Origin of the sequence: Dactylosporangium sp. NBC_01737, assembly GCF_035963215.1 — a bacterium.
GTDB lineage: Bacteria > Actinomycetota > Actinomycetes > Mycobacteriales > Micromonosporaceae > Dactylosporangium.
Genome location: NZ_CP109153.1, coordinates 4,376,507 through 4,402,158 on the forward strand (window position 1 = coordinate 4,376,507; position 25,652 = coordinate 4,402,158).

Here is a 25,652-nt window from a genome sequence, read left to right on the forward strand (position 1 = left end):
CCGTGAGACGGTTCGCCGTCATCGCGCTGGTACTCCTGGCGGCGGTGCTGGGCCAGGCTTCGCCCGCGGCCGCGCACGGTGGTGCCTCGGTCACGATCCACTCCGACGGCCGCGGCTCGGTGTGGATCACCGCGCAGTGGCAGGACGGCCACCCGATCAACGAGCCGACCCCGGTGACGCTGACCGCCACGCCGGCGGAACCGGCCGCGGGCTCCCCGATCGCGGGGTCGAAGCTGACGCAGACCGGGGACGAGCGCGGCACGCAGACGTGGAGCGGCGTGCTGCCGCCCGGCTCGTGGCGCGTCGCGATCGACCTCGGCGCCCCCGTCGAGGGCCACTGCCAGGCGCTCGTCCCGTCCGCGCCCGGCGGCACCGGCGCGGCAGGCACGACCGGCGGCGCCAGTGGTGCGGCCGGCAGCCCGCAGCCGGTCGAGGTCGCGTGCCTGATCCCGGCGACGGGCGCGACCGGCCCGGCCGGGGACGCGCCGGGAGCGGCGGGCAGCCTCGCGCCGCTCTGGGTCACCCTCGGGGCCCTGCTCGTCGCAGGCCTGATCGTCGCCGAGGTGGTGCGCCGCCGGCGCCACGGCGGGCCGCCGCAGACGTAGACGGTGGTCACTGTGTGGGACGTCTGGCGAGGCGCCCGCCCGGTTCGCAGGAACGGGCGCTACGCTTCCCGCGTGACTGGTGAGGCCGGCGGGGGAGCAGCGGACCCGACCCGTGACCCTGCCACGGTCGCGCTGCTGGCGGCGCGTGACGGTGACCGGGCCGCGGCCGCGGTGTTCGTCCGGGCGACGCAGCCCGAGGTGTGGCGGTTCGTCGCCGCGCTCGTCGGCCCGCACCACGCCGACGACGTGACCCAGGACACCTATCTGCGGGCGTTCCGGGCGCTGCCGGAGTTCGCCGGCCGCTCGTCCGGGCGGACCTGGGTCCTCGCGATCGCCCGGCGCGCCTGCGCCGACCACGTCCGCGCGGCGGTGCGCGGGCGGCGGCTCGAGGCGCGGGTCGCCGCGGAGCCCGAGGAGCTCGCCGGCGCCGACCACGCGGGCCTGCACGCCGCCGCCGACCTGGTCGCGGCGCTGCCGGCGGAGCGGCGGGTCGCGTTCGTGCTGACCCAGGTGCTGGGCCTGTCGTATGCGGAGGCCGCCGAGATCGAGGACGTCCCCGTCGGCACGATCCGCTCCCGGGTCGCCCGCGCCCGTGCCGACCTCGTCGCCGCGATCGCCGCCGCCAGAGCCGGATGACCCGCACGCGACCACCCACCGCGGTTCCGCCGCGGGTCCCGCCCCAGGTCTTGCTGCGGTTCCTGCCGCGGTTCCTGCCGCGCAGAGCGCTGCGCGTGGCGCTGCTCGGGATGCTGCTCGGGGTGCTCGCCGCGCTCGGGTACGTCACCCCGGCCGCGGCGCACGGCGCCGACGCGCCCGCCGCCGTCGACTACGTGGTGCGCGTCGACTCGGTGTCGGTGCCCGGCGTCGCCGTCCGCGCCGTGGAGGGCGGTGCCCGCCTCGAACTGCGCAGCACCACCGACCGGACCGTCGTCGTGCTCGGCCTGCAGGGTGAGCCGTTCCTGCGGATCGGCCCGGACGGCGTCGCCGGGAACCACCGCTCCCCGACGTGGGCCGCCAGCCGCTCCGTGACGGGCCGGGCCGACCGGACCGCCGGGCAGGCGGGCGAGCCGGACTGGCGGCGGATGTCCACGCAGCGCACCGTCCGCTGGCACGACGAACGCGCCCGGGAGCTGCCCGCCCGCGCCTGGAGCGTCCCCCTCGAAATGGACGGCACCACACCCGGGATCATCCGCGGCACCGTGCGCCGCGCCGACCCGCCGCAGACCGGCTGGTGGTGGTCGGGCGCCCTCCTGGCGGCGGTCGCGATCGGCGCCCTCGCCCTGGCGAGCCCCGTCCCCAGCCGCAGCCCCTGCCGCAGCCCCGGCCCTGGCCCCGGCCGCGACGTCGGCCGCTGGGCCCTGGCGGCGATCGCCGTTGTTGCGGGCGGGGTGACCGTCGCCTGGATCGTGGCGGGCGCCGACCTGGCCACGTCGCCGGCGGAGAGCCTTGCCACCCAGCTCCTCGCCAGGCTGTGGCCACTGCTCACCGGCGTGGGCGTCCTTGCCGCCGCCGTCCTGCAGGTGCTGCGTCGCCCGGTGGCGGACATCGTCACGGCCATCGCCGGGGCGTGCCTGGCGGTGATGACGGGCTTCGCCGACGCGGCCGTGTTCAGCAACGGCAGCCTCGCCGGCCCCGGCTGGTCCCGGTGGGCGGTCGCGACCGCCCTCGCCGGCGGCCTCGGCCTCCTCGCGGCCGGCGGCATCCGCTGGTACCGCGCCGCGCCGACCACCGCGCCGACCACCGCGCCGGCCGATGCCGTGGACCACACACTCGCGCAGGATAAGTGAACAAAATCCAACGGGTTCTTTCATAAAAGCGCGCTTCTGCGCATAATCGGGCATCGATGTTCCCCGCCAGGAGCAAAGGAGTCCGGTCTCATGGACCGCAGAACGTTCGTCGCGAGCGGTGTCGCCCTCACCAGCGGCGCGATCGCCCTGTCCACCGCCGTCGCCAGCCCCGCGGGCGCCGCCGTCCGCACCGCGAAGACCGTCACGCCGGGCGCCAGGGGCGGTCACTACCAGCCGAACCTCGCCCCGCTGAAGGCCACCGCGTTCCTGAAACTCCCGCCGGGCGCGGTCCAGCCCCGGGGCTGGCTTCGCACACAGCTCAACATCGAGGCCGACGGGCTCTGCGGCCGGATGCCCGAGGTGTCCGACTACCTGCAGCTGAACAACTGCGGCTGGGTCGACAAGACCAAGGGTGCCTGGGAGGAGCTGCCGTACTGGCTGCGCGGCTTCGGCGACCTCGGCTACGTCACCGGCAACGCCCGGATCCTGACCCTGGCCCGCCAGTGGATCGATGGCATCATCAACAACCAGGGCACCGACGGCTTCTTCGGGCCGAACGCCCTGCGCACGAGCCTGGAGGGCGGCCCGGACTTCTGGCCGCACATGCCGCTGCTGGACGCGATCCGCTCACACGCCGAGTACAACGAGCGCAACGGCACTCCTGACGCCAGGGTCGTGCCGTTCATGCGCAGGTACTTCCAGTTCCAGAACGCGCAGCCCGCCGCCGTGTTCAACCGCAGCTGGGCGGCGCTGCGCTGGGGCGACAACATCGACAGCGTGTACTGGCTGTTCAACCGCACCGGCGAGGCCTGGCTCCTGGACCTGGTGCGGAAGATCCACGCGGGGTCCGCGGACTACACCAACGGCATCCCGAACTGGCACAACGTGAACCTCGCCCAGGGCTTCCGGGAGCCGGCGCAGTTCGGCCTGCTCGACCCGGACCCGAAGTTCCCCGCCGCCACCTACCGCGACTACGACACCGTCATGGGCCTCTACGGCAACTTCCCCGGCGGCGGCTTCGCCGGCGACGAGAACTGCCGCCCCGGCTACACCGACCCGCGGCAGGGCTTCGAGACCTGCGGCATCGTCGAGTTCATGCACAGCCACCAGCTCCTGGCGCGGATGACCGGCGACTCGATCTGGCTGGACCGCTGCGAGGACCTCGCCTTCAACCTGCTGCCCGCCTCGCTCGACCCGGCGCAGCAGGGCATCCACTACATCACCTGCGCCAACAGCATCGGCCTGAGCAACGCCACGCTCACCCAGGGTCAGTTCCAGAACGGCTTCCCGATGCTCGCGTACATGCTGGGCATCCACAACTACCGCTGCTGCCCGCACAACTACGGCATGGGCTGGCCGTACTACGCGCAGGAGCTGTGGTTCGCGACCTGGGACAAGGGCCTGTGCGCGGCGATGTACGGCAACTCGCAGGTGACGGCGAAGGTCGGCGCCGGCGCCACCACGGTCACCGTCACCGAGGACACGGACTACCCGTTCAGCGACACGATCACGCTGACCATGGGCACCCCGGGTGCCGTGGCGTTCCCCCTGTACCTGCGGATCCCCAAGTGGAGCACCGGGGCGGTCGTGCGGGTCAACGGCACCGTCGTCACGGGCACCGTGGAGGCCGGCTCGTTCGTGATCGTCGACCAGACCTGGAACAACGGCGACAAGGTCACCGTCACGCTGCCGATGCGCACCACCGTGCGGACCTGGGCGAAGAACGGCAACGCGATCAGCGTCGACAACGGGCCGCTGACGTTCTCGCTGTCGATCGCGGAGCGCTGGCAGCGCATCGGCGGCACCGACGCGTGGCCGACGAACGAGGTGTACGCCAACTCGCCGTGGAACTACGGCCTGCTCATCGACCCGGCCAACCCGCAGGCGACGGTGACCCGCAAACCGGGCGCCCTGGCGGCGAACCCGTTCACCCGCGACGGCGCCCCGGTCTCGCTGAGCGTCACCGCCCGGAAGATCCCCAACTGGCAGGCCGACGCCGAGGGGGTCGTGCGGACGCTGCAGCAGAGCCCGGCCCGCTCCACCCAGCCCGACGAGACCGTGCAGCTGCTGCCGATGGGCGCGCAGCGGGTCAGAATCACCACGTTCCCGCGGGTCAGCGACGGCGCCGACGCCGTCGACTGGGTCATCCCTGCGACCGCGTCGGCGTCGCACTGCTGGAGCGGCGACTCGGTCGCGGCGATCAACGACGGCAAGGTGCCCAGCAGCTCCGCCGACCAGACGATCCCGCGGATGACGTTCTGGGACCACCTCGGCACCAGCGAATGGGTGCAGCTGACCTACCCCAGCGCGATCACCACCGGCGCGGTGTCGGTCTACTGGTTCGACGACACCGGCACCGGGCAGTGCCGCACCCCGCAGTCGTGGCAGGTCCAGTACCGCAACGCCAGCGGCGCGTGGGTGCCGGTCAGCGGGGCGTCGGCGGCCGGCACCGCCACGAACACCTTCAACCGGGTCACGTTCACGGCCGTGAGCACCACCGCGCTGCGCCTGGCGATCCAGCTCAAGGCCGGCGTCTCGGCCGGGATCCTGGAGTGGCGGGTCGAGGGCACGACCACCCCGGTCGCCTGGAAACGGATCCAGAACAGGAACAGCCTCAAGGTCCTCGGCGTCGACGGGATGTCCACCGCCAACAGCGCCAACGTCGTGCAGTACGACGACAACGGCACCGCCGATCACAACTGGCGCCTCGTGGACGCCGGCGGTGGCTGGTACAAGATCCAGAACCAGAACAGCGGCAAGATGCTGGCGGTGCAGAACATGTCGACGGCCAACTCGGCGCTCGTCCAGCAGTTCGACGACAACGGCTCCGCCGATCACCTGTGGCGCCTCGTCGACAACGGCGACGGCTGGTACCGCATCCAGGTGCAGCACAGCATGAAGGTGCTCGGCGTGTCCGGCATGTCGACGGCGAACTCCGCGCAGGTCGTGCAGTACGACGACAACGGCACCGCCGACCACCTGTGGCGGCTGCTCTAACGAAATCGAGGCCGGGGCAGCAGCCTGGTGGTGGGAAGGGCGGGGGCCGGCAACGGCTCCTGCCCGCCCGGCACCACGGCGAACCGGGACGACCCGGCCTCCCACTCGTCGCGCGCCGCCACGATCTCCTCGTGGGAGCGCGCGACGAAGTTCCACCACATGACCAGGTCCTCGTCGAGGGGTACCCCACCGATCAGGAACAGCCGGGCGGAGCCTTCGAAGCGCAGTGACGCGCGGCCCTCGGGCAGGTGCAGCAGCGAGCCGGGCGGCACGTCGAGCCCGTCGACCCGCGCGGCGCCGTCGGTGACCACCACGCCGTGCTCGAAAGCCGGATCGATCGCGATGTCCGCCGGTGTACGGGCGTCGACGGCCAGTTCGGCGCCGACGAGCGCGCTGTGCATCACGGCCGGCGACGTCACCCCGCCCAGCGACCCGACCGCGACGGTCATCCGGACCCCGGGGACCTCGGCCCGGGGCAGGTCCGCGAGGTGCTCGAACCGCGGCTCCTGCCACCGGGCGGCGTCCGGCAGCGCCACCCACAGCTGCAGCCCGTGCAGCAGCGGCGGCTTCTCGCCGGGGGAGTCCTCGGAGTGCGCGATCCCGCGCCCCGACGTCATGATGTTGAGCTGGCCGGGGCGGATCAGCTCGTCGGAGCCGAGGCTGTCGCGGTGCCGGATCTCCCCGTCGAACAGCCAGCTGACCGTCTGCAGCCCGATGTGCGGGTGCGGCGGGACCCGCATCCCCGGCTTGCCGGTGACCTCCTCGGGCCCGAAGTGGTCGAGGAAGCACCACGCGCCGACGGTCCGCCGGACCTTGTTCGGCAGCGTCCGGCGCACCACCGAGTAGCGGCCCAGCGGCACGTCCCGGCCTTCGAGGAGTTCCATCGTCCGATTCTCCCTCGGCTTCTCCCTCTGTGGCCCGGCGGCAACCAGCGGCGGGTAATTTGTCCGATATGATGGCATTGGTGGTGGCGGCGCTCGCGATGCTCGTCGCCGGTGCCGCCGCGTTCCTCGGGTTCCAGGCGCTGCGCGGCGTCCAGCGCGCCGCGGCCGCCGCCGCCGGTCTGCTCGCCGCGTATCAGCTCGCCGAGTCCCGCGCCGACGCCGAACGGGTCTGCGCGTGGGCGGTCAGCGAACGCGAGACGTTCGAGAAGATCATCACCCGGGGCGTGGTCGGCGCCGCCGTCCGCAACGCCGGGCAGACCCCCGTCTACGACCTGGAGATCGTGTTCCGGGACCCGCCGGCCGCGTGGACCGCGATCCGCCGGGTCCGCATCGTGCCGCCGTCGGAGCAGCCCGAGGTGTACGCGGGCTTCGACGAGGAGAACACCGACGGGCCGGTGGAGCGGGGCCGGATCAACGAGGACGGCACGATCCGGCTCGCCCCGTCCGCCGACATGCACGTCGAGGTGCGCTTCACCGACAGCCGCGGGCGCCGCTGGCAGCGCGACGACCACGGCATCCTCGCCCAGGTCGGCGAGAACGTGGCCCGCGCCCCGGCGCCGGTCGAGCAGGCGTGAGCTACAGGCTGTCGGCGGCCGCGATCGCGGCGCCCCGGGCGCCTGCCATGTCGCGGTCCGGGACCAGGGCGAACGTGGCGACCGCCGCCTGCTCCTCGCGCAGCAGCGTGTGCTCGCGCACCTTGGCCAGGAACCACTCGCGGAAGTGCGGCGCCGCCTCGACGACCCCGCCGCCGACGAAGTAGCAGTCGGGGTCGGTGAAGTTCGCCGAGATCGTGAACAGCCGGCCCAGGCCCATCGCCTGCTGCTCGAAGATCCGCAATGCCAGCTCGTCGCCCTGCTCGGCGAAGGACCGGACCTGCTTCGCCGCGGCCCGGATCGTGTCGGCGTGGTGCAGCGGGTGGTCCGGGAACCGGGTCAGCCAGTACGGCAGCAGGTTGCGCACGATGCCGGTGAGGGAGCTGACGCTCTCCACGTCGCCGAGGAAGCCGCAGCCGCACGACGGCAGCGGCTGCCCCTCCTCCAGCAGGCCGTGCATCGGGATGTGGACGTGGCCGAGCTCCCCGGCCATCCCGGCGGCACCCTTGATGACCTTGCCCTGCTCGATGACGCCGCCGCCGAGGCCGGTGCCGACGATCGCGGAGATCGAGGAGCGCCCGGCCGCGTCGGCGCCGAAGTGGACGTGGTGGGCGTACAGGGCGGCGGCGTTGCCGTCGTTGTTGTAGACGACGGGCAGGCCCAGGCGCTGCTCGAGGGCGCCGCGGAAGTCGAAACCCCACCAGGCCGGCTGGGAGAAGTTCGTCGAACCCTTCGAGGAGATGACCCCGTCGGCGCTGGCCGGGCCAGGGGTGTCCAGGCCGACGGCGGCGACCCGCTCCCGGTCGATCTTGGTCACGGCGAGGATGTTGTCGAACGCGCCGGCGAGGGCCTCGACCGCGATCGCCGGCCCCTCCAGGACCCGGCTGGGCACCTCGACGAGGCCGTCGACGAGGAACGCCCCGTCGTGGGAGAGCACCGTGGCGTTGTTGGCGGTGCCGCCGTTGTCCAGGCCGACCACGACCCGGTCCTGCGCGATCCCCATCGGTCCTGCTCCTCGGTGACGACGAAGGTGAGCGGCGAACACGGTACCGCACGGCGTACCCGGTCGGCCTCCGCGATCGTTAGGAACCTCATGGCGGTGCGGGAGCGGCAGCGGCACCGGACCACCTGGTGGGCGGGGCTCGGCCCGCCGGCGGCACTGTTCGCGGCCACCGTCGCGCAGGGACCCTCCGGCGGGTTCGTCTACGACGCCGCCCGCTACTTCAACGGCTCCCTGGCGCTGTTCACGCACGCCGACGCGGCCCGCGAGGGCGACCTGGACTTCCGCGGCGCGCTGACGCCGGTCGTCTACGCGCCCGCCGCCCTCGCCGAGCACCTGGTCACCGGCGCCGGCCGGTACGGGGTCCTGGTGCAGAACGCGCTGCTCGTCGCGGTCATCGGGGCGGTGCTGCTGCCCGGCGTCGCCGGTCGCCGCGGCCCGGCCGCCGTGTGGCTGTGCGCCGCATTGACGTGGCTCGCCGCGGCGAGGTTCGCCCCGTACCCGCTGATGGACCTGCCCGCCGTCGCCGGGTTCCTGGCCGCCGCCCGGCTGGCGCTGGGCGAGCGGACCCGCTGGGCGCTGCTGACCGCGGGCGTCGCGGCGGGCGTGACGCTCAACCTGCGGCCCGCGTACCTGCTGCCGCTCGCCGCGCTCGGCGGCCTCGTGGCCGTGACCCGGCGGTGGCCGGCGATCTGGTTCGCGGCGGGGGTCGTGGCCGGGTCGCTGCCGCAGCTGGCGCTCAACCTGGCGCGCGGCCACCCGCCGGGCCTGACACCACCCGGCACGGCGGGGCTCGCCGGGTTCCAGGCCGGGTACGCCTCCTACGTGGTGCGCTACGACACCGTCACCACCGGCGGGCCGCCGCAGCAGTTCTACTGCGACCCGTCGATGGCCACGGCGGTCGCCGGGCACCCGGTCGAGTCCACCGGCGGCCTGGCCGGGGCCCTCGCCGGCAACCTGCCGGGCTCGGCGCTGTTCCTCCTCGACAAGGTCGCCGCCGCGCTCGCCTGGTCGTTCTCGACCCCGTACAGCACGGCCGCGACCGCCGAACGGTACGAGCTCGCCGTCCCGGTCGTGCTCATCGTCGCCGCCGGGATCGGCGGGTTGTGCCGCACGCCCGGCGCGCGCGCCCCGGCCGTGCTCGCCGCCGGCGTCTGCGGCTCGCTGATGACGTCGGCCACCGAGACCCGCTTCGCGCTGCCCCTCGTCCTGCTCGCCGTCGCCGGCTGCGCGCTGCTCACCCCGCCTGCGTGGCTGCCGTCGCTGACGTGGCGGCGGGTGCCGCTGCTGTTCACCGCGGCGGTGCTGGCAGCCGCCGCCGTGCTGTTCGCCGCCGCGTCGGCGGGCGTCGCGCATCCGCTGCCGCCGGGCCCGGCGACCGCGGCCGCCTGTGCCGCGAACGGGTGATCCGGCGCGACCCACCCGGCATCCGCCGCGTTGGGCGGTGCAGTGAGCACGACACTGGACGCGACACGTGACCCCGCCGCAGGTCCGGGCGAGCCACCGGTGACCACCGGCCGCCGCCGGGAACGCGGCGTCGCACCCGCACCCCTGGTGCCGCTCGCCGCAGGGCTCACCGGGATCGCGTTCACGCTGCGCTTCTACGGGGTGTCGCTGCCCACGACCCTCGCGTTCGCCGGCTGGCTCACCGCCGGGGTCGTGCTGCCGGGGCTGCTGCTGTGGCGCACGCTGCGGGGCCGCTCCGGCTGGCTCGTCGCCGACGTCGTCGCCGGCGCGGCCGTGGGCTACGTCGTGGAGGTCCTCGCGTACGTCGCCGCCCGCGCCGCCGGCGTCCCGCTGCTGGTGCTCGCCTGGCCCGCCGCGATGATCGGCGCGTGCCTGGTCGTGCCGCGGCTGCGCAAGGCCTGGCGGGGACCGGCGGACCCGGCCCGCACCCCCGCGCTGTGGGCCTGGTCGATGCTGCTGGTCGTCGGCGTGCTCGTCCTGCGCAGCGTCCGCATGTTCCGCTCGCACGGCCTCGGCTGGCCCGTCACCGGCCCGTCGGACGCCGACACCCCGTTCCACCTCGCGCTGATCGCCGAGGCGCGGCAGCACATGCCGATGCAGGCGCCCTGGGTGTCCGGCGAACCGCTCGTCTACCACTGGTTCGTCTACCCGGAGATGGCCGCGACCAGCTGGGTCACCGGCATCGACCCGCTGACGCTGCTGGTCAGGCTCACGCCCCTGCCGATGCTCGCCGGGACGCTGCTGCTCGTCGCGGTCCTCGCCCGGCGCCTCACCGGCGGCTGGTGGACCGGCCCCGCCGCCGCCGCCGTGACGCTGCTCGTCCTCGCCCCCGACCCGTACGGCTGGCCGCACTACGACGGCTGGTTCGGCTTCGGCGCGTACGAGGACGGCTCCATGTTCCGGATGGTCGCCTGGACCAGCCCGACCCAGACGTTCGGCGCCCTGCTGTTCGCCGCCGTCGTCCTGGTGCTGCTCACCACGTTCGACGGCCACGTGTCCAAGGGCACCTGGGTGCTGCTGACGCTGCTGCTCGCCGGGCTGGCCGGGGCGAAGTCGCCGTACCTGCCGCTGCTCACCGGAGCCCTCGTCCTCATGGTGCTCGTCCGGCTCGCCGCCCGCCGCGGCCTGCACCGCCCGGCGCTGCTCGCGGCCGCGCTCACCGCCGCGTGCGCCGCCGCCGCGCAGGTCGTCCTCTACGACGGCGGCGCCAACCAGGGCCTCGTCGTGCGCCCCCTCGCCACCATGGACGGGTTCGTCACCGTCGCCGCCACGTGGACCGGGTACACCGGTGCGGGCACCCCCGCCGGGCACGCCCGGGTCGCCGCCGGGCTCACCGTGCTGTGCTGGCTGTTCATGTGGGCCGGGGTCCTCGCCCTCGGCCGGTCGGCGCTGGAACCGCCGGTGCTGCTGCTCCTCGCGATCGGCGCCGGCGGGATGGCCGGGGTGCTGCTGTTCGGCCACCCCGGCGGGTCGCAGTCGTACCTGATCGTGTCGGCCCGGCCGTACCTCGCCCTCGCGTCGGTGGCCGGGCTGGCCGCCGTGGCGGGCGCCATGACCCGGGCCCGCGGCGGCGTCCTCGCCCTCGCCGCGACCGCCGGTGCCACCGCGGTGCTGCTGCTGCGGCGGCACGACACCGTCCAGCCGGCGGGGCCGGGGCTCGGGTGGGAGCTGGCCCGGCCGTACCTCGTCCTCGCGGGACTGACGGCCCTTGTCGCCGTGGCGGGACTGGTCCGCCGCGACCGGCGCGCCGTCGCGGTGGTCGTCGCGCTGTGCGCCGGGTTCGGCTGCCGGCCGCCTACGACCAGACCGCCGTCGTCGTCACCGACACCGCCGCCGGCGGCTGGCGCGCCGTGCCCGTCACCGACCAGGTCGCCCTCGACGGCCGGACCAGCGCCATCGACCGCGACACCTGGACCGCCGGGCGCTGGCTGCGGGCGCACACCGCACCCGGTGACCTCCTGGCCACCAACGCGCACTGCTTCGGGGCCCGCCCCGCCGGCGCCGGTGACAGCGCCGGTGACAAGGGGCCGTGCGACAACCGGCGCTTCGCGCTCGCCGCCGCCAGCGGCCGCCGGGTCCTCGTGGAGGGCTGGGGCTTCACCAACACCACCTACGAACGCGCCGCCGCCGACGGGGTCCCGCCGTGGTTCGCCGACTTCTGGGACCCCGACCGGCTCGCCGCGAACGACGCCGCGTTCACCGACCCGAACCTGTCGACGGTCGGCGTGCTGCGCGAGCGGTACCACGTCCGCTGGCTCGTCGCCGACCCCACCGCCGGCCCGGTCGGTGACCTCGGGACCGTCGCGGTGCCGCGGTTCACCGCCGGTCCGCTCACCGTCTATGAGGTGACATGAACGATCTCGTGGCGCTGCACGCCCCGCTGTCCGACGCGTTGACGGCGGCCGTGCGGCGGGTCGTGGACAGCGGCTGGTACATCCTCGGCCCGGAGGTCGCCGCCTTCGAGGAGGCGTTCGCCGCGTACTGCGGCGCCGGCTACCGTGCCGCCGGGCCCGGCGGGCTGCACGCCGTCGGCGTCGGCAACGGCACCGACGCGATCGAGCTGGCCCTGGCCGGCGTCGGCGCGGGCCGCGGCAGCCGGATCGCCCTGGCCGCGAACGCGGGCGGCTACGGCACCACCGCCGTGCTCGCCCTCGGCGCGGAACCCGTCCACGTCGACGTCGACGAGGACACCGCCACCCTCGACCCGGCGCTGCTGGAGCGTGCCGGCCGCGAGACGGGGTTCGACGCGGTCCTCGTCACGCACCTGTACGGCCGGCTCGCCGACATGCCGGCGCTGCGCGCCGTCGCGGACGCCCACGGGGCGAAGGTGGTCGAGGACTGCGCGCAGGCGCACGGCGCCGCCCACGGTGGCCGGCGCGCGGGCGCGTGGGGCGACGCGGCGGCGTTCAGCTTCTACCCGACGAAGAACCTCGGCGCGCTCGGCGACGCCGGCGCCGTCGTCACCGCCGACCCGGACGTCGCCGAGCGGGTCCGGCGGCTGCGGCAGTACGGCTGGGACCGCAAGTACCACCAGGTCGACGGCCCGGCCCGCAACAGCCGCATGGACGAGCTGCAGGCCGCCGTGCTGGGCGTGAAACTGCCGCACCTGGACGCGTGGAACGCCCGCCGGGTCGCGGTCGCCGCCCGCTACGCCGCCACGATCCGGCACCCGAAGCTGACCCTGCCCGACGTCACCGCACCGTCGCACGCCGGGCACCTGTACGTGCTGCGCACCACCGACCGCGACGCCCTGTCGGCGCACCTGCGCGCCCACGGCGTCCCGCACGACGTGCACTACCCGGTGCCCGACCACCGCCAGCCGGTGCACGGCGACCGGTTCGCCTGCCTCGACCTGCCGGTCACCGAACGGTGGTGCGCCGAGGCGCTGAGCCTGCCGTGCCACCCCGGGCTGGACCCCGCCGAGGTGGACAGGATCGCCGCCGTCCTCAACGTGTTCGGAGCCTGAGCGTGTTCTCCCTGATCGTCCCCGTGTACCGCAACGAGGCGTCGATCCCCGACCTGCTCGACGCGATCGACGAGCTGCACGACGCCCTCGACGGGCGCCTGGAGGCGGTGTTCGTCGTCGACGGCAGCCCCGACCGGTCCGCGGACCTGCTGCAGGCGCTGCTGCCGGCGCGGCGGTTCCCCGCGCGGCTGGTGCTGCTGTCACGCAACTTCGGCTCGTTCGCTGCGATCCGCGTCGGCCTGCAGCACGCCACCGGCGAGCACTTCGCCGTCATGGCCGCCGACCTGCAGGAGCCGCCGGAGCTGGCCCTGGAGTTCTTCCGTACCCTCGCCGCCGACGAGTACGACGTGGTCGTCGGCACCCGCGAGGGCCGCGCCGACCCGCTCGGCAGCCGGCTGGCCGCCGGGGTGTTCTGGGGCGTGTACCGCCGCCTCGTGGTGCGGGACATGCCGTCGGGCGGCGTCGACATCTTCGGCTGCAACCGGGCGTTCCGTGACTGCCTCCTGGAGTGCGGGGAGGCCAACACGTCCCTCGTCGCGCTGCTGTTCTGGCTCGGGTTCCGCCGCAAACAGGTCGCGTACACGCGCCGGGCCAGGGTCCACGGCGGCTCCGGCTGGACGCTGCGCAAGAAGGTCACGTACCTGATGGACAGCGTCTTCGCGTTCACCGACCTGCCGGTGCGGGTGCTGATGACGTTCGGGCTCACCGGGCTGCTCGTGTCGGCGACGCTCGGCGTGGCCGTGCTGTCCGCGCGCCTCGCCGGGCTGTTCGACGTGCCCGGCTACGCCGCGACGATCCTGGTCGTGCTGTTCTTCGGCGGCATCAACGCCCTCGGCCTCGGCGTCGTCGGCTCCTACGCGTGGCGCGGCTACGAGAACACCAAACGCCGCCCTCTCGCCGTCGCCGCGCGGGAACTGACGTACGCGGGCAGCCACAAGGTGACCGTCCTGCAGGGAAGGCAGCGCTGATGTCGTACTTCACCCACCCGAACGCCCTGTGCGAGAGCACCGCTGTCGGCGCGGGGACCCGGATCTGGGCGTTCGCACACGTGCTGCCCGGCGCCCGCATCGGCGCCGACTGCAACGTCTGCGACGGGGTGTTCGTCGAGAACGACGTCGTCGTCGGCGACCGGGTCACGGTCAAGTGCGGGGTGCAGCTGTGGGACGGCGTGACCCTGGAGGACGACGTGTTCGTCGGGCCCAACGTCACGTTCACCAACGACCGGATGCCGCGCAGCCGCCAGTACCCGCAGGCGTTCGCCCGCACGACCGTCGCGGCCGGGGCGTCCATCGGCGCGAACGCCACGATCCTGCCCGGCGTCACCGTCGGCCGGCACGCCATGGTCGGTGCGGGCGCCGTCGTGACCCGCTCGGTGCCGCCGTACGCCATCGTCGTGGGCAACCCGGCGCGGCTCACCGGCTACGTCGACGCCGCCCAGCCGGTCCCCGCGCAGCACGGTCCACATGAGACACCGCTGGGGGAGCGGGTCAACGCCACCTTGGTCCGCGGGGTCACGGTGCACCGGCTCGACTACGTGCGGGACCTGCGCGGCGACCTGTCCGTCGGGGAGTTCGAGCGGGACATCCCGTTTCCGGTCCGGCGCTACTTCATCGTCTTCGACGTGCCGGACGAGAAGGTCCGCGGCCAGCACGCGCACCGCGAATGCCACCAGTTCCTGATCTGCGTCAAGGGCCGCTGCAGCGTGGTCGCCGACGACGGCGTGTCCCGGCAGGAGTTCCTCCTGGACAGTCCCGCGACCGGGCTGTACCTGCCGCCGATGACGTGGGCGACGCAGTACCGCTACTCACCCGACGCGACCCTGCTGGTCTTCGCGTCGCACTACTACGACGCCGCCGACTACATCCGCGACCACGCCGAGTTCGTGTCGGCCGCTTCGGGCGCCGCCTCAGGTGCCTTGCAGGTGCGCCAGCACGGCTAGGACCCGCCGGTTGTCGTCATCGGACACGGGCAGGTCGAGCTTGCCGAAGATGCTGGCGATGTGCTTGCCGACGGCGCTGTCGCTGAGGAACAACTGCTTGCCGATCGCGGCGTTGGAACGGCCCTCCGCCATCAGCGTCAGCACCTCCCGCTCCCGCGGCGTCAGCGTGCCCGTCGTCGCCGACGGTTTCGCGACGAGCTTCGCGATGACCGTCGGGTCCATCACGGTGCCGCCGCCGGCGACCCGGCGGACCGCGTCGACGAACTGGTCGGCGTTGAACACCCGGTCCTTCAGCAGGTACCCGACGGCGCCGGTGCCGTCGGCGAGCAGCTCCCGCGCGTACAGCTGCTCGACGTGCTGCGACAGCACCAGGACCGGCAGGCCCGGCACCTCCCGCCGGGCCGCCAGGGCCGCCTGCAGACCCTCGTCGGTGAAGCTCGGCGGCAGCCGCACGTCGACGACCGCGACGTCCGGGCGGTGCTCGAGCAGCGCCGCGAGCAGCGCCGGCCCGGTGTCGACGGCGGCGACGACCTCGAAGCCGTGGCTGCGCAGCAGCAGGACCATGCCGTCCCTCAGGAGGTAGAGGTCTTCGGCGAGGACAACACGCACGGCAGCTCCAGCGTCGCGACGGTCGGCCCGCCCGGCGGGCTGCTCAGGGTCAGGGTCCCGTCGAAGGTACCCAACCGCCGTTCGATGCCGCGCAGGCCGGTGCCCCGCGACGGGTCGGCGCCGCCGCGGCCGTCATCGTAGACCGTGACCCGCAGCAGCCCGTTCTCATGGCGCAGGTCGATCGTCACCTTCCCGGCGCCGCCGTGCCTCGTCGCGTTCGCGATCAGCTCGCTGACCGCGAAGTAGGCGGCCGACTCGACCGGCGCCGGTGGCCTGCCGGCCAGCCGCCCGGTGACGGTGACGTCGGCGGTGACGTCGTCGAGGTCCAGGGCGAGCGCGCGGATCGCGTCGGCCAGGCCCCGCTCGGACAGCACCGGCGGGTGGATGCCGCGGACCAGGTCCCGCAGCTCCCGCAGGGCCGCCTCCGCGGTCTCCTTCGTCTGCGCGACGAGCTTGCGCGCCGCGGCCGGGTCGGTGTCCATGAGCCGTTCGATCGCGCCGAGGGTCAGGCCGACCGCGATCAGCCTCGCCTGCGCGCCGTCGTGCAGGTCCCGTTCGATCCGGCGGACCTCCGCGGCCTGCGCGTCGACCGCGTCGGCGCGGCTGCGGGTGAGCTGCTCCACCCGCAGCCGCAGCGCCGCCTCCCGGGTCGGGCGCAGCAGCAGCGACGTCCACCAGGCGTGCGCGATGAGCTGTGACCTGGCCAGGAGGAGACCGGCCGCGACGAGCGCGACGCCGAGGACCAGGCCGGCGGTGCGGTTGCCGGCGGCGGCGCCGTACCAGGCGGACCAGTCGGCACCGAACGCCGTCGTCCACACCCACGGCAGGACCAGCCCGAACGCGCCGTAGACGGCGGCGGCGACCGGCGGACCGAGCAGCGCGACCGTGACGACCGGATCGGCGGCCAGCCACACCAGGTCCCGCCACGACGCGACGTCGTGCCAGGTCCACAGCCAGCGGGCGTTGAACGTGGCCCACGCCTCGGTCTTGTACAGGGTGTTGCGGACCTGCAGCAGCCCGTCGGGACGCCGCTGCGGCACCAGCTCGGGGGTGTACGGCCGCTCGATCCGCGCCCCGGCCCATCCGGCGGCGTGCCGGCGCAGGTCGGCCAGCCAGCGGTAGTGCATCACGGCGAGCGGGATGAGGAAGACGAGGCCGAGCCCGAAGCCGAGGCTGAAGCAGGCCATGCTGAACGCCAGCAGCAGCACCTCCAGGGGTGCGCAGCACAGCAGCAGCGCCGCCCGTCCCCAGTCCAGCAGCACCCGCTGGGTGCGCTCGCCGCGCCGCTGCCGGCGGGCCGCCCGCGCCGGGTCCATCGGGGCGAGCATCCACGCCGACCAGCTGGCGACGAGCCGGACCGTCCACGGCGCCACGACCAGCCCGACCGGCACCAACGCGAGTACGACGACGGGGAACCACAGCTGCCACGTCAGGTCCCGTTTCGTCGCCGGGTCCTTCATCACCCAGTCGAGCCGGTGGAAGAACGCGGGGAAGCGCGGCGACTTGTAGAGGGTGGTGTCGTGGCGGTACAGGCCGTCCGCGTCCGGCTGCGGCGGCGCCGGCGGCGGCTGGTACGGCTCCGGCACCGCCCGGCCCGTCCACGCTGCGAACATCGCCCGCCACCGGTTCGTCAGCCGCCGCCCGTGCTGGATCGGCGGCGGGATCAGGAAGACCAGGCCCAGCAGGACGCCGGGACCCATCATCACCACGGTCAGCGCGAACTGCACGAGCACGACGACGGCGACGCCCAGCAGGACGGCGCTTCGCTGTACACCCCTCAACCAGGTCATGCGTCCAAGTCTCTTGTCACGGTGCGGCCCGCACATCGGCCCTGACCGCCGTCTGGGGGTGCACCTAACCCCACCCCCCCGGCTCCCGGCCCATTGTGCCGTTAGCCGACACGGCTGTGACACACCGTGACCACTATGATCGGCGGACAAGGGGGTGGCTCATGGGGGCAGTGGCAGAGGCGGTCGTCGATCTCGATGCCGTGGCGCACAACACCCGGCTCCTGGCGGATCTCGCGGCGCCCGGCGCGGCGACCCTTGCCGTCGTCAAGGCCAACGGGTTCGGTCACGGAGTGTTACCGGTTGCGCGCACCGTCCTGGCCAGCGGGGCCACCTGGCTCGGCGTCACCTCGATCGCCGAGGCGCGGCAGGTGCGCGACGGGGGGATCGACGCGCCGATGCTCGCCTGGCTGTACGGCACCGACGACGACTTCGCGTGGGCGGTGCGCCACGACGTCGACCTGTCCGTGTCGACGCCGGAGCACCTCGACGCGATGCCGCCGGGCGCCGCCGTGCACCTCAAGGTCGACACCGGGCTGACCCGCAACGGCGTCGCCTGGGCCGACTGGCCGGACCTCGTGCGCCGGGCCGCCGACCTGGAGCGGCGCGGCACGCTGCGGGTCCGCGGGATCTGGTCGCACCTCGCGTCCGCGGACGACCCCGGCAACCCGTCGGTGGCGCTGCAGCTGGAACGCTTCGAGGAGGCCCTCGCCGTGGCCGGCAAGGCGGGGCTGTCGCCGCAGGTGCGGCACCTGGCCAACTCCGCCGGGATCGTCGACGTGCCCGCCGCCCACTACGACCTGGTCCGGGCCGGGCTCGCGCTCTACGGCGTCGAGCCGATCGACGGGGTCGTCGCCGGGCTGCGGCGGGCGATGACGCTGCGCGCCCGCGCTGTCAACGTCAAACGCGTCCCGCCCGGGACCGGCGTGTCCTACCTGCACCAGTACGTGACGGACCGTGACACCACCATGGTCCTGGTCCCCGCCGGATACGCCGACGGGGTGCCCCGCCTGCTGAGCAACCGGGGCGCGGTCGCGATCGGCGGGGTGCGCTGCCCGATCGCCGGGCGCGTCGCCATGGACCAGTTCGTCGTCGACGCCGGTGACCTGACCGTGGCGCTCGGTGACGAGATCGTGCTGTTCGGACCGGGCGACGGCGCCGAGCCGACCGTGGAAGAGTGGGCGGCCTGGGCGCAGACCAACCCGCACGAGATCCTGACGGGCATCGGCGCCCGGGTACCGCGAACGTACGTGAGCGCGTCGGAACCCGGTCGCGTCGGCACACAGTAAGGAGCAACCGCATGACTGGACGTCGCATCCGCGTCGCCGTCGTCTTCGGAGGGCGTAGCGGCGAGCACGAGGTCTCGTGCAAGTCGGCGCTGAGCATCGTGCGGTTCCTCGACCGCGGCCGCTACGACGTCGTGCCGGTGCGCATCACGCCCAGCGGCACCTGGGTCTTCGGCCGCGACGCCGAGTCGCCCGAGGCCCTGGACCTCGAAGGGCTCCTCGCCCTGACGAAGGAGACCGAGGCTCCCGCACTCGCCAGCCTCGCCGACGCGATCGGCACGATGCGCGAGTGCGACGTGGTGTTCCCCGCCATCCACGGCCCCTACGGCGAGGACGGCACGATCCAGTCGGTCCTGGAGATGGTCCGCCTGCCGTATGTCGGCAGCGGCGTGTTCGCCAGCGCCGCCGGCATGGACAAGGAGTTCACCAAGCGGATCCTCGTCGCCGACGGCCTGCCCGTCGCCGACGGCGTCGTCCTGCGCGGCGGCACCGGCACCGTGACACCGCAGGAGCGTGACCGGCTCGGCCTGCCCGTGTTCGTGAAGCCGTCCCGGGCCGGCTCCAGCCTCGGCGTGTCCAAGGTCGACGACTGGGCCGAGCTCGACGACGCCCTCGCCGAGGCCCGCGACAGCGACGCGAAGGTCCTCGTCGAGGAGATGGTGCACGGCCGCGAGGTCGACCTCGGCGTCCTGGAGCACCCCGACGGCTCGCTGCAGGTCGGCCCGCCACTGGAGATCAGCTTCCCGGACAAGCACGAGTTCTTCGACTACGAGGCGAAGTACCTCGACCCGACGACCATCTTCGACATCCCGGCGAAGCTGGAACCGGCGATCATCGAGCGGCTGCAGGATCTCGCGGTGCGCACGTTCCGCGCCCTGGAGTGCCGGGGCCTGCTGCGGGTCGACTTCTTCCTGCGCTTCGGCACCGAGCCCGTCATCAACGAGGTCAACACCTTCCCCGGGTTCACCGCCGTGTCGCAGTATCCGCAGATGTTCCGGGTGGCGGGGCTGGACTATCCGGCGCTGCTGGACGTGCTGATCGCGACCGCCCTGGCCCGCCGCCCGAATCCCGCGCTCGGCGCCTGATCGCCGGTTCGGGCCCGTTTCCGGTTTGGGCCCGCTCCGGGCTTTTTGAGCGCCGGTTTGGGCCCGCTCCGGTTTGGGGCCCGCTCCGGGGCCTTTTGAGTGCCGGTTCGGGCCTGCTCCCGGTTCAGGCGCGCACGAACCTTGCGGCGTCGGCGATCACGTAGCCGTCGGTCTGCTCGGTGCGGATCAGCACGCTGCCGGCGCTGCCGGCGGTGAACTGGAACGTGCCGAGCGGCACCCACTGCCCGCCGGAGGAGCGCTGGTCCACGCTGTGCGTGCTCAGCCCGCCCGCGTGCACGACGTCGACCGGCACGTTGCTGGCGCGGTTGGCGTGCGCCGTCCACCGCAGCTGCACCGTCCACGTACCCGCGGCGGGCAGCGCCGGGGTGTACCGCAGCCGGTTCACCCCCTTGGCGGTGTTGCCGTCGTGCTCGTAGTCGCTGCCGTAGTAGCCGCCGATCGACGTGCTCGACAGCCACGTCCCGGCCCGCGTCACCCCGCTCCCCGCGCGGCTGTCAAGAACGATTTCCGAATTGCCCGAAATGTCAATTCGCTGGCCGAGGGTGCGCAGCTGCGCCTGCAGCGTGGCGACGTTCACCTGCTGCACCGGCACAGTGTTGCCGATCGCGAGCCGGGCCGCGACCGCCGCCGACTGGCCCAGCACCATGAACACCGGCTCCATCCGGATCGACCCGTACGCGATGTGGCTCGCCGACAGGCACACCGGCACGAGCAGGTTCGCGCACTGCGCCTCGACCGGGACGATCGAGCGGTAGCTGACCTGGTACGGGCCGGGCACGCCGACCTGCACGTCACCCTCGTTCTTCGCCACGCCCCCGACGACGAGCCGCTGGCAGTTGTGCGAGTCCATCGTGTAGCTGGCCAGGCCGACGGAGTCCGCGACCGTCGCGGCGCCGCGGCAGTTGTGCTCCGTCATCACGTACGCCGACACCATCCGCCGGGCCTCCCGCACGTACAGCATCGGCGGCCAGTGACCGGTCGCGGTGAACTCGTCCGGGGCGAGCCCCCAGGCTGCGGTGGCGGAGCGGATCGCGGCGGGCACCCTGGCGTCGTTGCTCAGGAACCACATGAGCCCCTGCTGGTACGTGCGGTGCTCGGCGACGATCGTGTCGCGCGCCGCGAACGACGCGGCCGGGTAGGCGGCGTTCATGCCGATGTCGTCGGTGGAGAACGCGCCGTCGTTGTTCGAGTCGGTCTTGCCGCCGCCGACGCTCACGGCGTTGAAGAACGGCCCGGTGTAGCCGGCCTCGATGTAGCGCAGCAGCAGCGCGTACCTGCCCGCGTCGTAGCCGGCCGGCTGGGGGAACGGGACCCGGTCGGCGGCCTTGGTCAGGCACATGCGGAAGTTGTACGCCTGGATCCTGCCGTCCGCGGTGCCGTTCGGCGCGAGGACCGCGGCGGAGACGCCGGGCAGCAGCCCGCTCGCCGGGTTCCCGGGCGTCACGTACGGGTCGACCGGCCTCGTGAACTGGTGCTTGTCGCGCAGCTGGACGCCGTTGATGCTCTCGCCGTAGGTGGTGTTGCCCTCGCGGCCCACGGTGCTGGCCACCCCGGCCTTGTCGAGGAGGTCGCCTTCGTAGCTGGCGTCCACGTACATCAGCCCCCGGTACACCTGACCGTCCTCCGTGGACAGTTCCGTGATCCGGTTGCCGGCCTTGGTGACCGTGGCGAGCCGCCGTCCCGTGTGGACGGTCACCCCGGCCTCGGCGAGCAGGTCGGCGAAGACCGCGGCGGCGACGTGCGGCTCGAACGTGAACCGGGCCGGCGACGTGGCGGTGACCGGGGTGCCGTTGTACTTGCCGTAGACGCGCCGGTAGAACTCGTGCGACAGGCCGCCGATCGCGGCCGTGTTCCCGGTGTCGGTCGCGCCGAGCCCGGCGGTGGTCATCCCGCCGACGTGGGTGCCCGGCTCCACGACGACCGCGGAGCCACCGGAGCGGCGGAACTGGATCGCGGCCGCGAGCCCGCCGGGCGTTGCCCCGTACACCACCAGATCGACGCTGACCACAGGACCTGCCGCGGTGACGGCCTGCGCGCGGGCGCCGGGGGACAGGATGACCGCGCCTGTGCCGAGGAGGGTTGCCTGGAGTCCGGTGCGGATGAGCTGACGGCGGGTGTGCGGCATGCTGCTGGCTCCCTTGCCTGTGCCGATGGTGGCTGCACGGGGTCGCCGCACCCCTGAGATTGAAGGGAGTCTAAACGTTAGGCTGGCGGGCGTGAAGCTGCTGCATTCGGGCAAGGTCCGCGACGTCTACCTCGACGGCGACGACCTGATCCTCGTCGCGTCGGACCGCATCTCCGTCTACGACGTGGTGCTGCCCACCCCGATCCCGGACAAGGGCGCGGTCCTCACCCGGTTGTCGCTGTGGTGGTTCGAGCAGCTCGCCGACCTGGTGCCCAACCACGTCCTGTCCGCCACGGACGTGCCCGCCGAGTTCGCCGGCCGCGCCATCCGCTGCCGTCGCCTCGACATGGTGCAGGTCGAGTGCATCGCCCGGGGATACCTCACCGGCCTGGGCCTGACCGAGTATCGCCGCGACGGCGCCGTCAGCGGCATCACCCTCCCGCCGGGCCTGGTCGAGGCCGACCGCCTGGACGAGCCGATCTTCACCCCGACGACGAAGGCCGCCGTCGGCGAGCACGACGAGTTCGTCACGTTCGACGACGTCGTCGCCCAGGTCGGCAAGGAACTCGCCGAGGAGCTGCGGGATCTGACGCTGCGCGTCTACGCCCGCGGCCGGGACATCGCCGCGGAGCGGGGCATCATCGTCGCGGACACCAAGCTCGAGTTCGGCCGCACCCCGGACGGCACGCTGGTCCTCGCCGACGAGGTGCTCACCCCGGACTCGTCACGCTTCTGGCCCCTGGACGAGTGGGAGCCGGGCCGCACCCAGCACTCCTTCGACAAGCAGTCCGTGCGGGACTGGTCGAGCGGCACCGGCTGGGACCGGACCGCGCCGGGCCCCGAGATCCCGTCCGACGTCGTGGAGCGCACCCGGTCGCGCTACGTCGAGGTCTACGAACGCCTGACGGGCCAGCCGTTCTGACCCCCACCGGTCCGGCCTCGCCGTTCTGACCCCCACCGGTCCGGTCTCGCCGGTCGGGCCTTGCCGGTCGGGCCTCGCCGGTCCGACCGGTCTGACCTCGCCGTTCTGACCACGCCGGTCCTACCGGTCTGGCCACAGGGGTCTGACGATGCCCGCGACCGTTCTCACGTCCTGGACCATGCCGGCCGACCGTTCCCACGCCACGGTACCGCGGGCCAGCAAATTGATCTCCGGGCTCATCACGCTTCGTGATGGTGCCTGTGTCGCCTACGGGTTCTCGTCGTTGCGGGTCTGCTCGGCGAGGAACCGCTCCAGCTCCGCGCCGATCTCGTCGGCCGTCGGCAGCGGCGCCGGCGAGTCGGCCAGGAGGTTGTTGCCCTGCCTGCCGCGGGTGTAGGCATCGTACTGCTCCTCCAGAGCCCGCACCAACGCCGCCGCCTCGTCGGCCTGGGCGATCTGCACGTCGATCTCGGCCCGCACCGACTCCGCGGCCGCGTGCAGCTCCTCCGTCGGCAGCTGCAGCCCGGTCGCCTCCGACACGCAGCCGAGCAGCTTCTCCGCCGCCGACGGGAACTCCGCCTGCGCCACGTAGTGCGGCACGTGCACGGCGAAGCCGAACGCGTCGCGGTCCTGCTGGCCGATCCGGAACTCCAGGAGGTTGCCGACGCTGCCCGGCACCTGGACGCGCTGCAGCCACGGCTCGAACCCGGCGATCAGGTCACGGCTCGTGCCGTGCGCGGTCACCCCGGTCGGCCTGGTGTGCGGCACCGCCATCGGGATCGCGGTCAGCCCGACCGTCGCCCGCACGTCGAACCGCTCGATCAGCTCGATGACCGCCGCCGTGAACCGCTCCCACTGCAGGTCCGGCTCCGGCCCGTCCAGCAGCAGGAACTCGGTGCCGGTCGCGTCGCGCAGGACCCGCAGCAGCAGTCGTGGCTGCTCGTAGTGCTCCCAGTGGTCCTCGACGAACAGCATCGCCGGGCGCCGGCTGCGGTAGTCGTAGAGCTGGTCGAGGTCGAACGTCGCCAGGGTGCGCGGTGAGCCGACCGTCAGCAGGTGCTCGCGTGCGAGGCGGCTCGCGTTGCCGGCGTCGACGAAGCCCGTCAGCGCATGCACGAGCACCGGCCGGTCGACGGCCGGCAGGTCCTCGGTGAGCGTGTAGAGCTCGCTGGGGTTGAGCACCGGAACGCAGCCTCCTTGTGGGTCGTGGGTCTGGTCGGGTTGCCCTTTGTCGCTGCAACCCGGCGACCGCCACGATCATTCCATCCCTGCGGACCAGGGATTCGTGAGGATCGCGTAGACCAGTTCGTCGACGGCGGTGGCCAGGGAGGTGAACGACGCCCCCGCGCCGGTGTACGGGTCGGAGACCTGCAGCATCATCTCGTGCACCCCTCCCACCAGGGCGATCGCCAGCAGCTGCGACAGCTTCGGGATGGCCGGGTCCGCGGCGCGGGCCGCATCGACCACCTCCACCAGCGTATCCGCGAACCGGCGCTGCATCTGCTGGCGCAGCCGGTACGCCTTCGGGCCGGCCGCCTGGATCTCCACCAGCAGCGTGCGGGTCACCGCGGGCATGCTCTCCAGGGCGTTGAGGTAGGCGGTCACCCCATCGTTGATCATGCTCTTCCAGGTGCCGCCGCCGGTCGCGGCGCTCTTCACGACGGCGAGCAGGTAGACGCACCCCTGCTCGTACAACGCCATGAGGCACGCCTCCTTGTCGGTGAAGTGCTCGTAGAACGTGCGCTTCGACACCCGCGCGTGCATGACCACGTCGGCGATGGTGGTCGCCGCGTAGCCCTTGTCGGCGATCGCCGCCGCCAGTCCGCCGGTGAGCGCCTCCCGGACCTCCTCGGCGGTTCTCGTGCTCGTCATGCGCGTGCCTTGGCCTTTCGCCAGAATGTCCGTGGGTGTTAGTTTGCCTGGTACTGAACGGTACCGCCGACGGGAGGCCTCACGGTGCAGCAGAGCTTGTCCGGCCAGGTGGTGCTCGTCACCGGAGCCGCGCGGGGCATCGGGGAACACACCGCCCGCCTCGCCGCGGCCCGCGGCGCCAAGGTCGTCCTCACCGGCCTCGAACCCGAACGCCTCGCCGCCCTCGCGGCCGAGCTCGATTCGGTCTTCTTCTCGTGCGACGTCACCGACCAGACCAGTCTCGCAGCCGCCGTCGAGGGCGCCGTCGCCGCCCACGGCCGTATCGACGCGGTCGTCGCCAACGCGGGCGTGGCCAGCCGCGGCACCGTGGCCACCGGCGACGTCGAGGCCCTCGTGCGCACCGTCGAGGTCAACCTGATCGGCGTCATGCGCACCGCCGCCGCCGTCATGCCGCACCTCATCGCGTCGCGCGGCTACCTGCTCATCGTCGCGTCCGCGGCGTCGTTCGCCGCGCTGCCCGGCATGGCGCCGTACTGCGCCTCGAAGGCCGGCGTCGAACACTTCGGCAACGCCCTGCGCCTGGAGGTCGCCCACCACGGTGTCCGCGTCGGCACCGCCCACCCGTCGTGGATCGACACCGATCTCGTCCGCGACGCGCAGGACGACATGCCCACCTTCCGCGAGACGCTGCGCAAGCTGCCACCCCCGCTGGGCTCGACGACGTCGGTGCAGCGCTGCGCGGCCGCGTTCGTCGACGCCCTCGCCCGCCGGCGCCGCAAGGTCTTCGTGCCGCGCACGGTCGCCGTCGTGTACTGGCTGCGCACGATGGTCAACAGCCGCCTGGCCGAACGCGTGATCGAACGGCAGGCACGCACCAGCGTCCCCGCCATGGAGGAGCAGGTCCGCTCCCTGCGGCGCGGCTTCGGCGCCCACACCGCCCCCGCCCTGCCCGCCCCCGCGCCCGCATCTTCAGCCGCACTCGCCGAGCAGGCGACCCCCGGCTTCATCGCCGACCGCTACCACCGCTAACCGCCGGCTCCCGGCCGCGCAGGCGTGCGAATCGGGTGCGTGGGCCGGGCGTGCGGGCCGGGCGTGCGGGCCGGGCGTGCGGGCCGGGCGTGCGGGCCGAGTGCGTGGGCTGGGCGTG

Annotated in this window: 21 protein-coding genes; 14 read left to right on the forward strand and 7 right to left on the reverse strand. The window is 73.4% G+C overall.

What is annotated here, in order from left to right; translation table 11 throughout:
* Positions 1-2: 2 nt before the first annotated feature.
* From OHA72_RS19920 to OHA72_RS19935, 4 genes are all read left to right on the forward strand, one after another.
* Complete coding sequence (locus OHA72_RS19920) at positions 3-605, forward strand: hypothetical protein (RefSeq protein WP_327009297.1); 603 nt, start codon at positions 3-5, stop codon at positions 603-605.
* Between the two features lie 72 nt (positions 606-677).
* The gene (locus OHA72_RS19925; RefSeq protein ID WP_327009298.1) at positions 678-1,241 is read left to right on the forward strand and encodes a sigma-70 family RNA polymerase sigma factor; all 564 of its coding nucleotides are present in this window, start codon (positions 678-680) and stop codon (positions 1,239-1,241) included.
* Between the two features lie 50 nt (positions 1,242-1,291).
* Positions 1,292-2,392 carry a hypothetical protein gene (locus tag OHA72_RS19930; protein WP_327009299.1) on the forward strand — a complete coding sequence of 367 codons (1,101 nt, stop codon included), beginning with the start codon at positions 1,292-1,294 and terminating at the stop codon, positions 2,390-2,392.
* A 90-nt stretch (positions 2,393-2,482) separates the two neighbouring features.
* On the forward strand, positions 2,483-5,389 hold the full coding sequence (locus tag OHA72_RS19935; protein ID WP_327009300.1) for an RICIN domain-containing protein: 2,907 nt from the start codon (positions 2,483-2,485) through the stop codon (positions 5,387-5,389).
* Here the strand turns inward: OHA72_RS19935 and OHA72_RS19940 are convergent.
* Positions 5,386-6,273 (reverse strand): pirin family protein, encoded by an 888-nt coding sequence (locus tag OHA72_RS19940; RefSeq protein ID WP_327009301.1) that lies wholly within the window; start codon positions 6,271-6,273, stop codon positions 5,386-5,388. The genes OHA72_RS19935 and OHA72_RS19940 overlap by 4 nt on opposite strands.
* Positions 6,274-6,353: 80 nt before the next feature.
* Between OHA72_RS19940 and OHA72_RS19945 the strand changes: the two genes are divergently transcribed.
* Entirely contained in the window at positions 6,354-6,908 is a 555-nt protein-coding gene (locus OHA72_RS19945; RefSeq protein ID WP_327009302.1) for a hypothetical protein, read from the forward strand.
* Between the two features lies 1 nt (position 6,909).
* On the opposite strand, the gene OHA72_RS19950 is transcribed toward OHA72_RS19945, so the two are convergent.
* Complete coding sequence (locus OHA72_RS19950; protein ID WP_327009303.1) at positions 6,910-7,929, reverse strand: ROK family protein; 1,020 nt, start codon at positions 7,927-7,929, stop codon at positions 6,910-6,912.
* A 90-nt stretch (positions 7,930-8,019) separates the two neighbouring features.
* Between OHA72_RS19950 and OHA72_RS19955 the strand changes: the two genes are divergently transcribed.
* The 5 genes from OHA72_RS19955 to OHA72_RS19975 are packed head-to-tail and all read left to right on the forward strand — an operon-like array spanning position 8,020 to position 14,798.
* On the forward strand, positions 8,020-9,333 hold the full coding sequence (locus OHA72_RS19955; RefSeq protein ID WP_327009304.1) for a hypothetical protein: 1,314 nt from the start codon (positions 8,020-8,022) through the stop codon (positions 9,331-9,333).
* Positions 9,334-9,375: 42 nt separating this feature from the next.
* A complete protein-coding gene (locus OHA72_RS19960) occupies positions 9,376-11,742 on the forward strand; it encodes a hypothetical protein (protein WP_327009305.1) in 2,367 nt (788 codons plus the stop codon).
* 1 nt (position 11,743) lies between these two features.
* Positions 11,744-12,859 (forward strand): DegT/DnrJ/EryC1/StrS family aminotransferase, encoded by a 1,116-nt coding sequence (locus OHA72_RS19965; RefSeq protein ID WP_327009306.1) that lies wholly within the window; start codon positions 11,744-11,746, stop codon positions 12,857-12,859.
* Positions 12,860-12,861: 2 nt separating this feature from the next.
* Positions 12,862-13,827, forward strand: a complete 966-nt coding sequence (locus tag OHA72_RS19970; RefSeq protein WP_327009307.1) for a glycosyltransferase family 2 protein — start codon at positions 12,862-12,864, stop codon at positions 13,825-13,827.
* The gene (locus tag OHA72_RS19975) at positions 13,827-14,798 is read left to right on the forward strand and encodes a WxcM-like domain-containing protein (protein WP_327009308.1); all 972 of its coding nucleotides are present in this window, start codon (positions 13,827-13,829) and stop codon (positions 14,796-14,798) included. Before OHA72_RS19970 ends, OHA72_RS19975 begins: the two co-directional genes overlap by 1 nt.
* Here OHA72_RS19975 and OHA72_RS19980 read toward each other — a convergent pair.
* Both OHA72_RS19980 and OHA72_RS19985 read right to left on the reverse strand, forming a co-directional pair.
* A complete protein-coding gene (locus OHA72_RS19980) occupies positions 14,766-15,407 on the reverse strand; it encodes a response regulator transcription factor (protein WP_327009309.1) in 642 nt (213 codons plus the stop codon). The genes OHA72_RS19975 and OHA72_RS19980 overlap by 33 nt on opposite strands.
* Positions 15,371-17,197, reverse strand: a complete 1,827-nt coding sequence (locus OHA72_RS19985) for a histidine kinase (RefSeq protein WP_327009310.1) — start codon at positions 17,195-17,197, stop codon at positions 15,371-15,373. Before OHA72_RS19985 ends, OHA72_RS19980 begins: the two co-directional genes overlap by 37 nt.
* A 161-nt stretch (positions 17,198-17,358) precedes the next feature.
* On the opposite strand from OHA72_RS19985, the gene alr reads away from it, so the two are divergent.
* Both alr and OHA72_RS19995 read left to right on the forward strand, forming a co-directional pair.
* Positions 17,359-18,483 (forward strand): alanine racemase, encoded by a 1,125-nt coding sequence (gene alr / locus OHA72_RS19990; protein ID WP_327009311.1) that lies wholly within the window; start codon positions 17,359-17,361, stop codon positions 18,481-18,483.
* Between the two features lie 11 nt (positions 18,484-18,494).
* Positions 18,495-19,565, forward strand: coding sequence for a D-alanine--D-alanine ligase family protein (locus OHA72_RS19995; protein ID WP_327009312.1), 1,071 nt, complete (start codon positions 18,495-18,497; stop codon positions 19,563-19,565).
* Between the two features lie 124 nt (positions 19,566-19,689).
* Here OHA72_RS19995 and OHA72_RS20000 read toward each other — a convergent pair whose 3' ends face one another.
* Positions 19,690-21,711: an FAD-dependent oxidoreductase gene (locus OHA72_RS20000; protein WP_327009313.1), complete on the reverse strand. Its 2,022-nt coding sequence runs from the start codon at positions 21,709-21,711 to the stop codon at positions 19,690-19,692.
* Between the two features lie 91 nt (positions 21,712-21,802).
* Here OHA72_RS20000 and OHA72_RS20005 point away from each other — a divergent pair, with 91 nt between their 5' ends.
* Positions 21,803-22,633, forward strand: coding sequence for a phosphoribosylaminoimidazolesuccinocarboxamide synthase (locus OHA72_RS20005; protein ID WP_327009314.1), 831 nt, complete (start codon positions 21,803-21,805; stop codon positions 22,631-22,633).
* 267 nt (positions 22,634-22,900) lie between these two features.
* Here OHA72_RS20005 and OHA72_RS20010 read toward each other — a convergent pair whose 3' ends face one another.
* Positions 22,901-23,815, reverse strand: coding sequence for a proteasome assembly chaperone family protein (locus OHA72_RS20010; protein ID WP_327009315.1), 915 nt, complete (start codon positions 23,813-23,815; stop codon positions 22,901-22,903).
* A 75-nt stretch (positions 23,816-23,890) separates the two neighbouring features.
* On the reverse strand, positions 23,891-24,505 hold the full coding sequence (locus OHA72_RS20015; RefSeq protein ID WP_327009316.1) for a TetR/AcrR family transcriptional regulator: 615 nt from the start codon (positions 24,503-24,505) through the stop codon (positions 23,891-23,893).
* 84 nt (positions 24,506-24,589) lie between these two features.
* On the opposite strand from OHA72_RS20015, the gene OHA72_RS20020 reads away from it, so the two are divergent.
* A complete protein-coding gene (locus tag OHA72_RS20020; RefSeq protein WP_327009317.1) occupies positions 24,590-25,534 on the forward strand; it encodes an SDR family oxidoreductase in 945 nt (314 codons plus the stop codon).
* Positions 25,535-25,652: the final 118 nt, after the last annotated feature.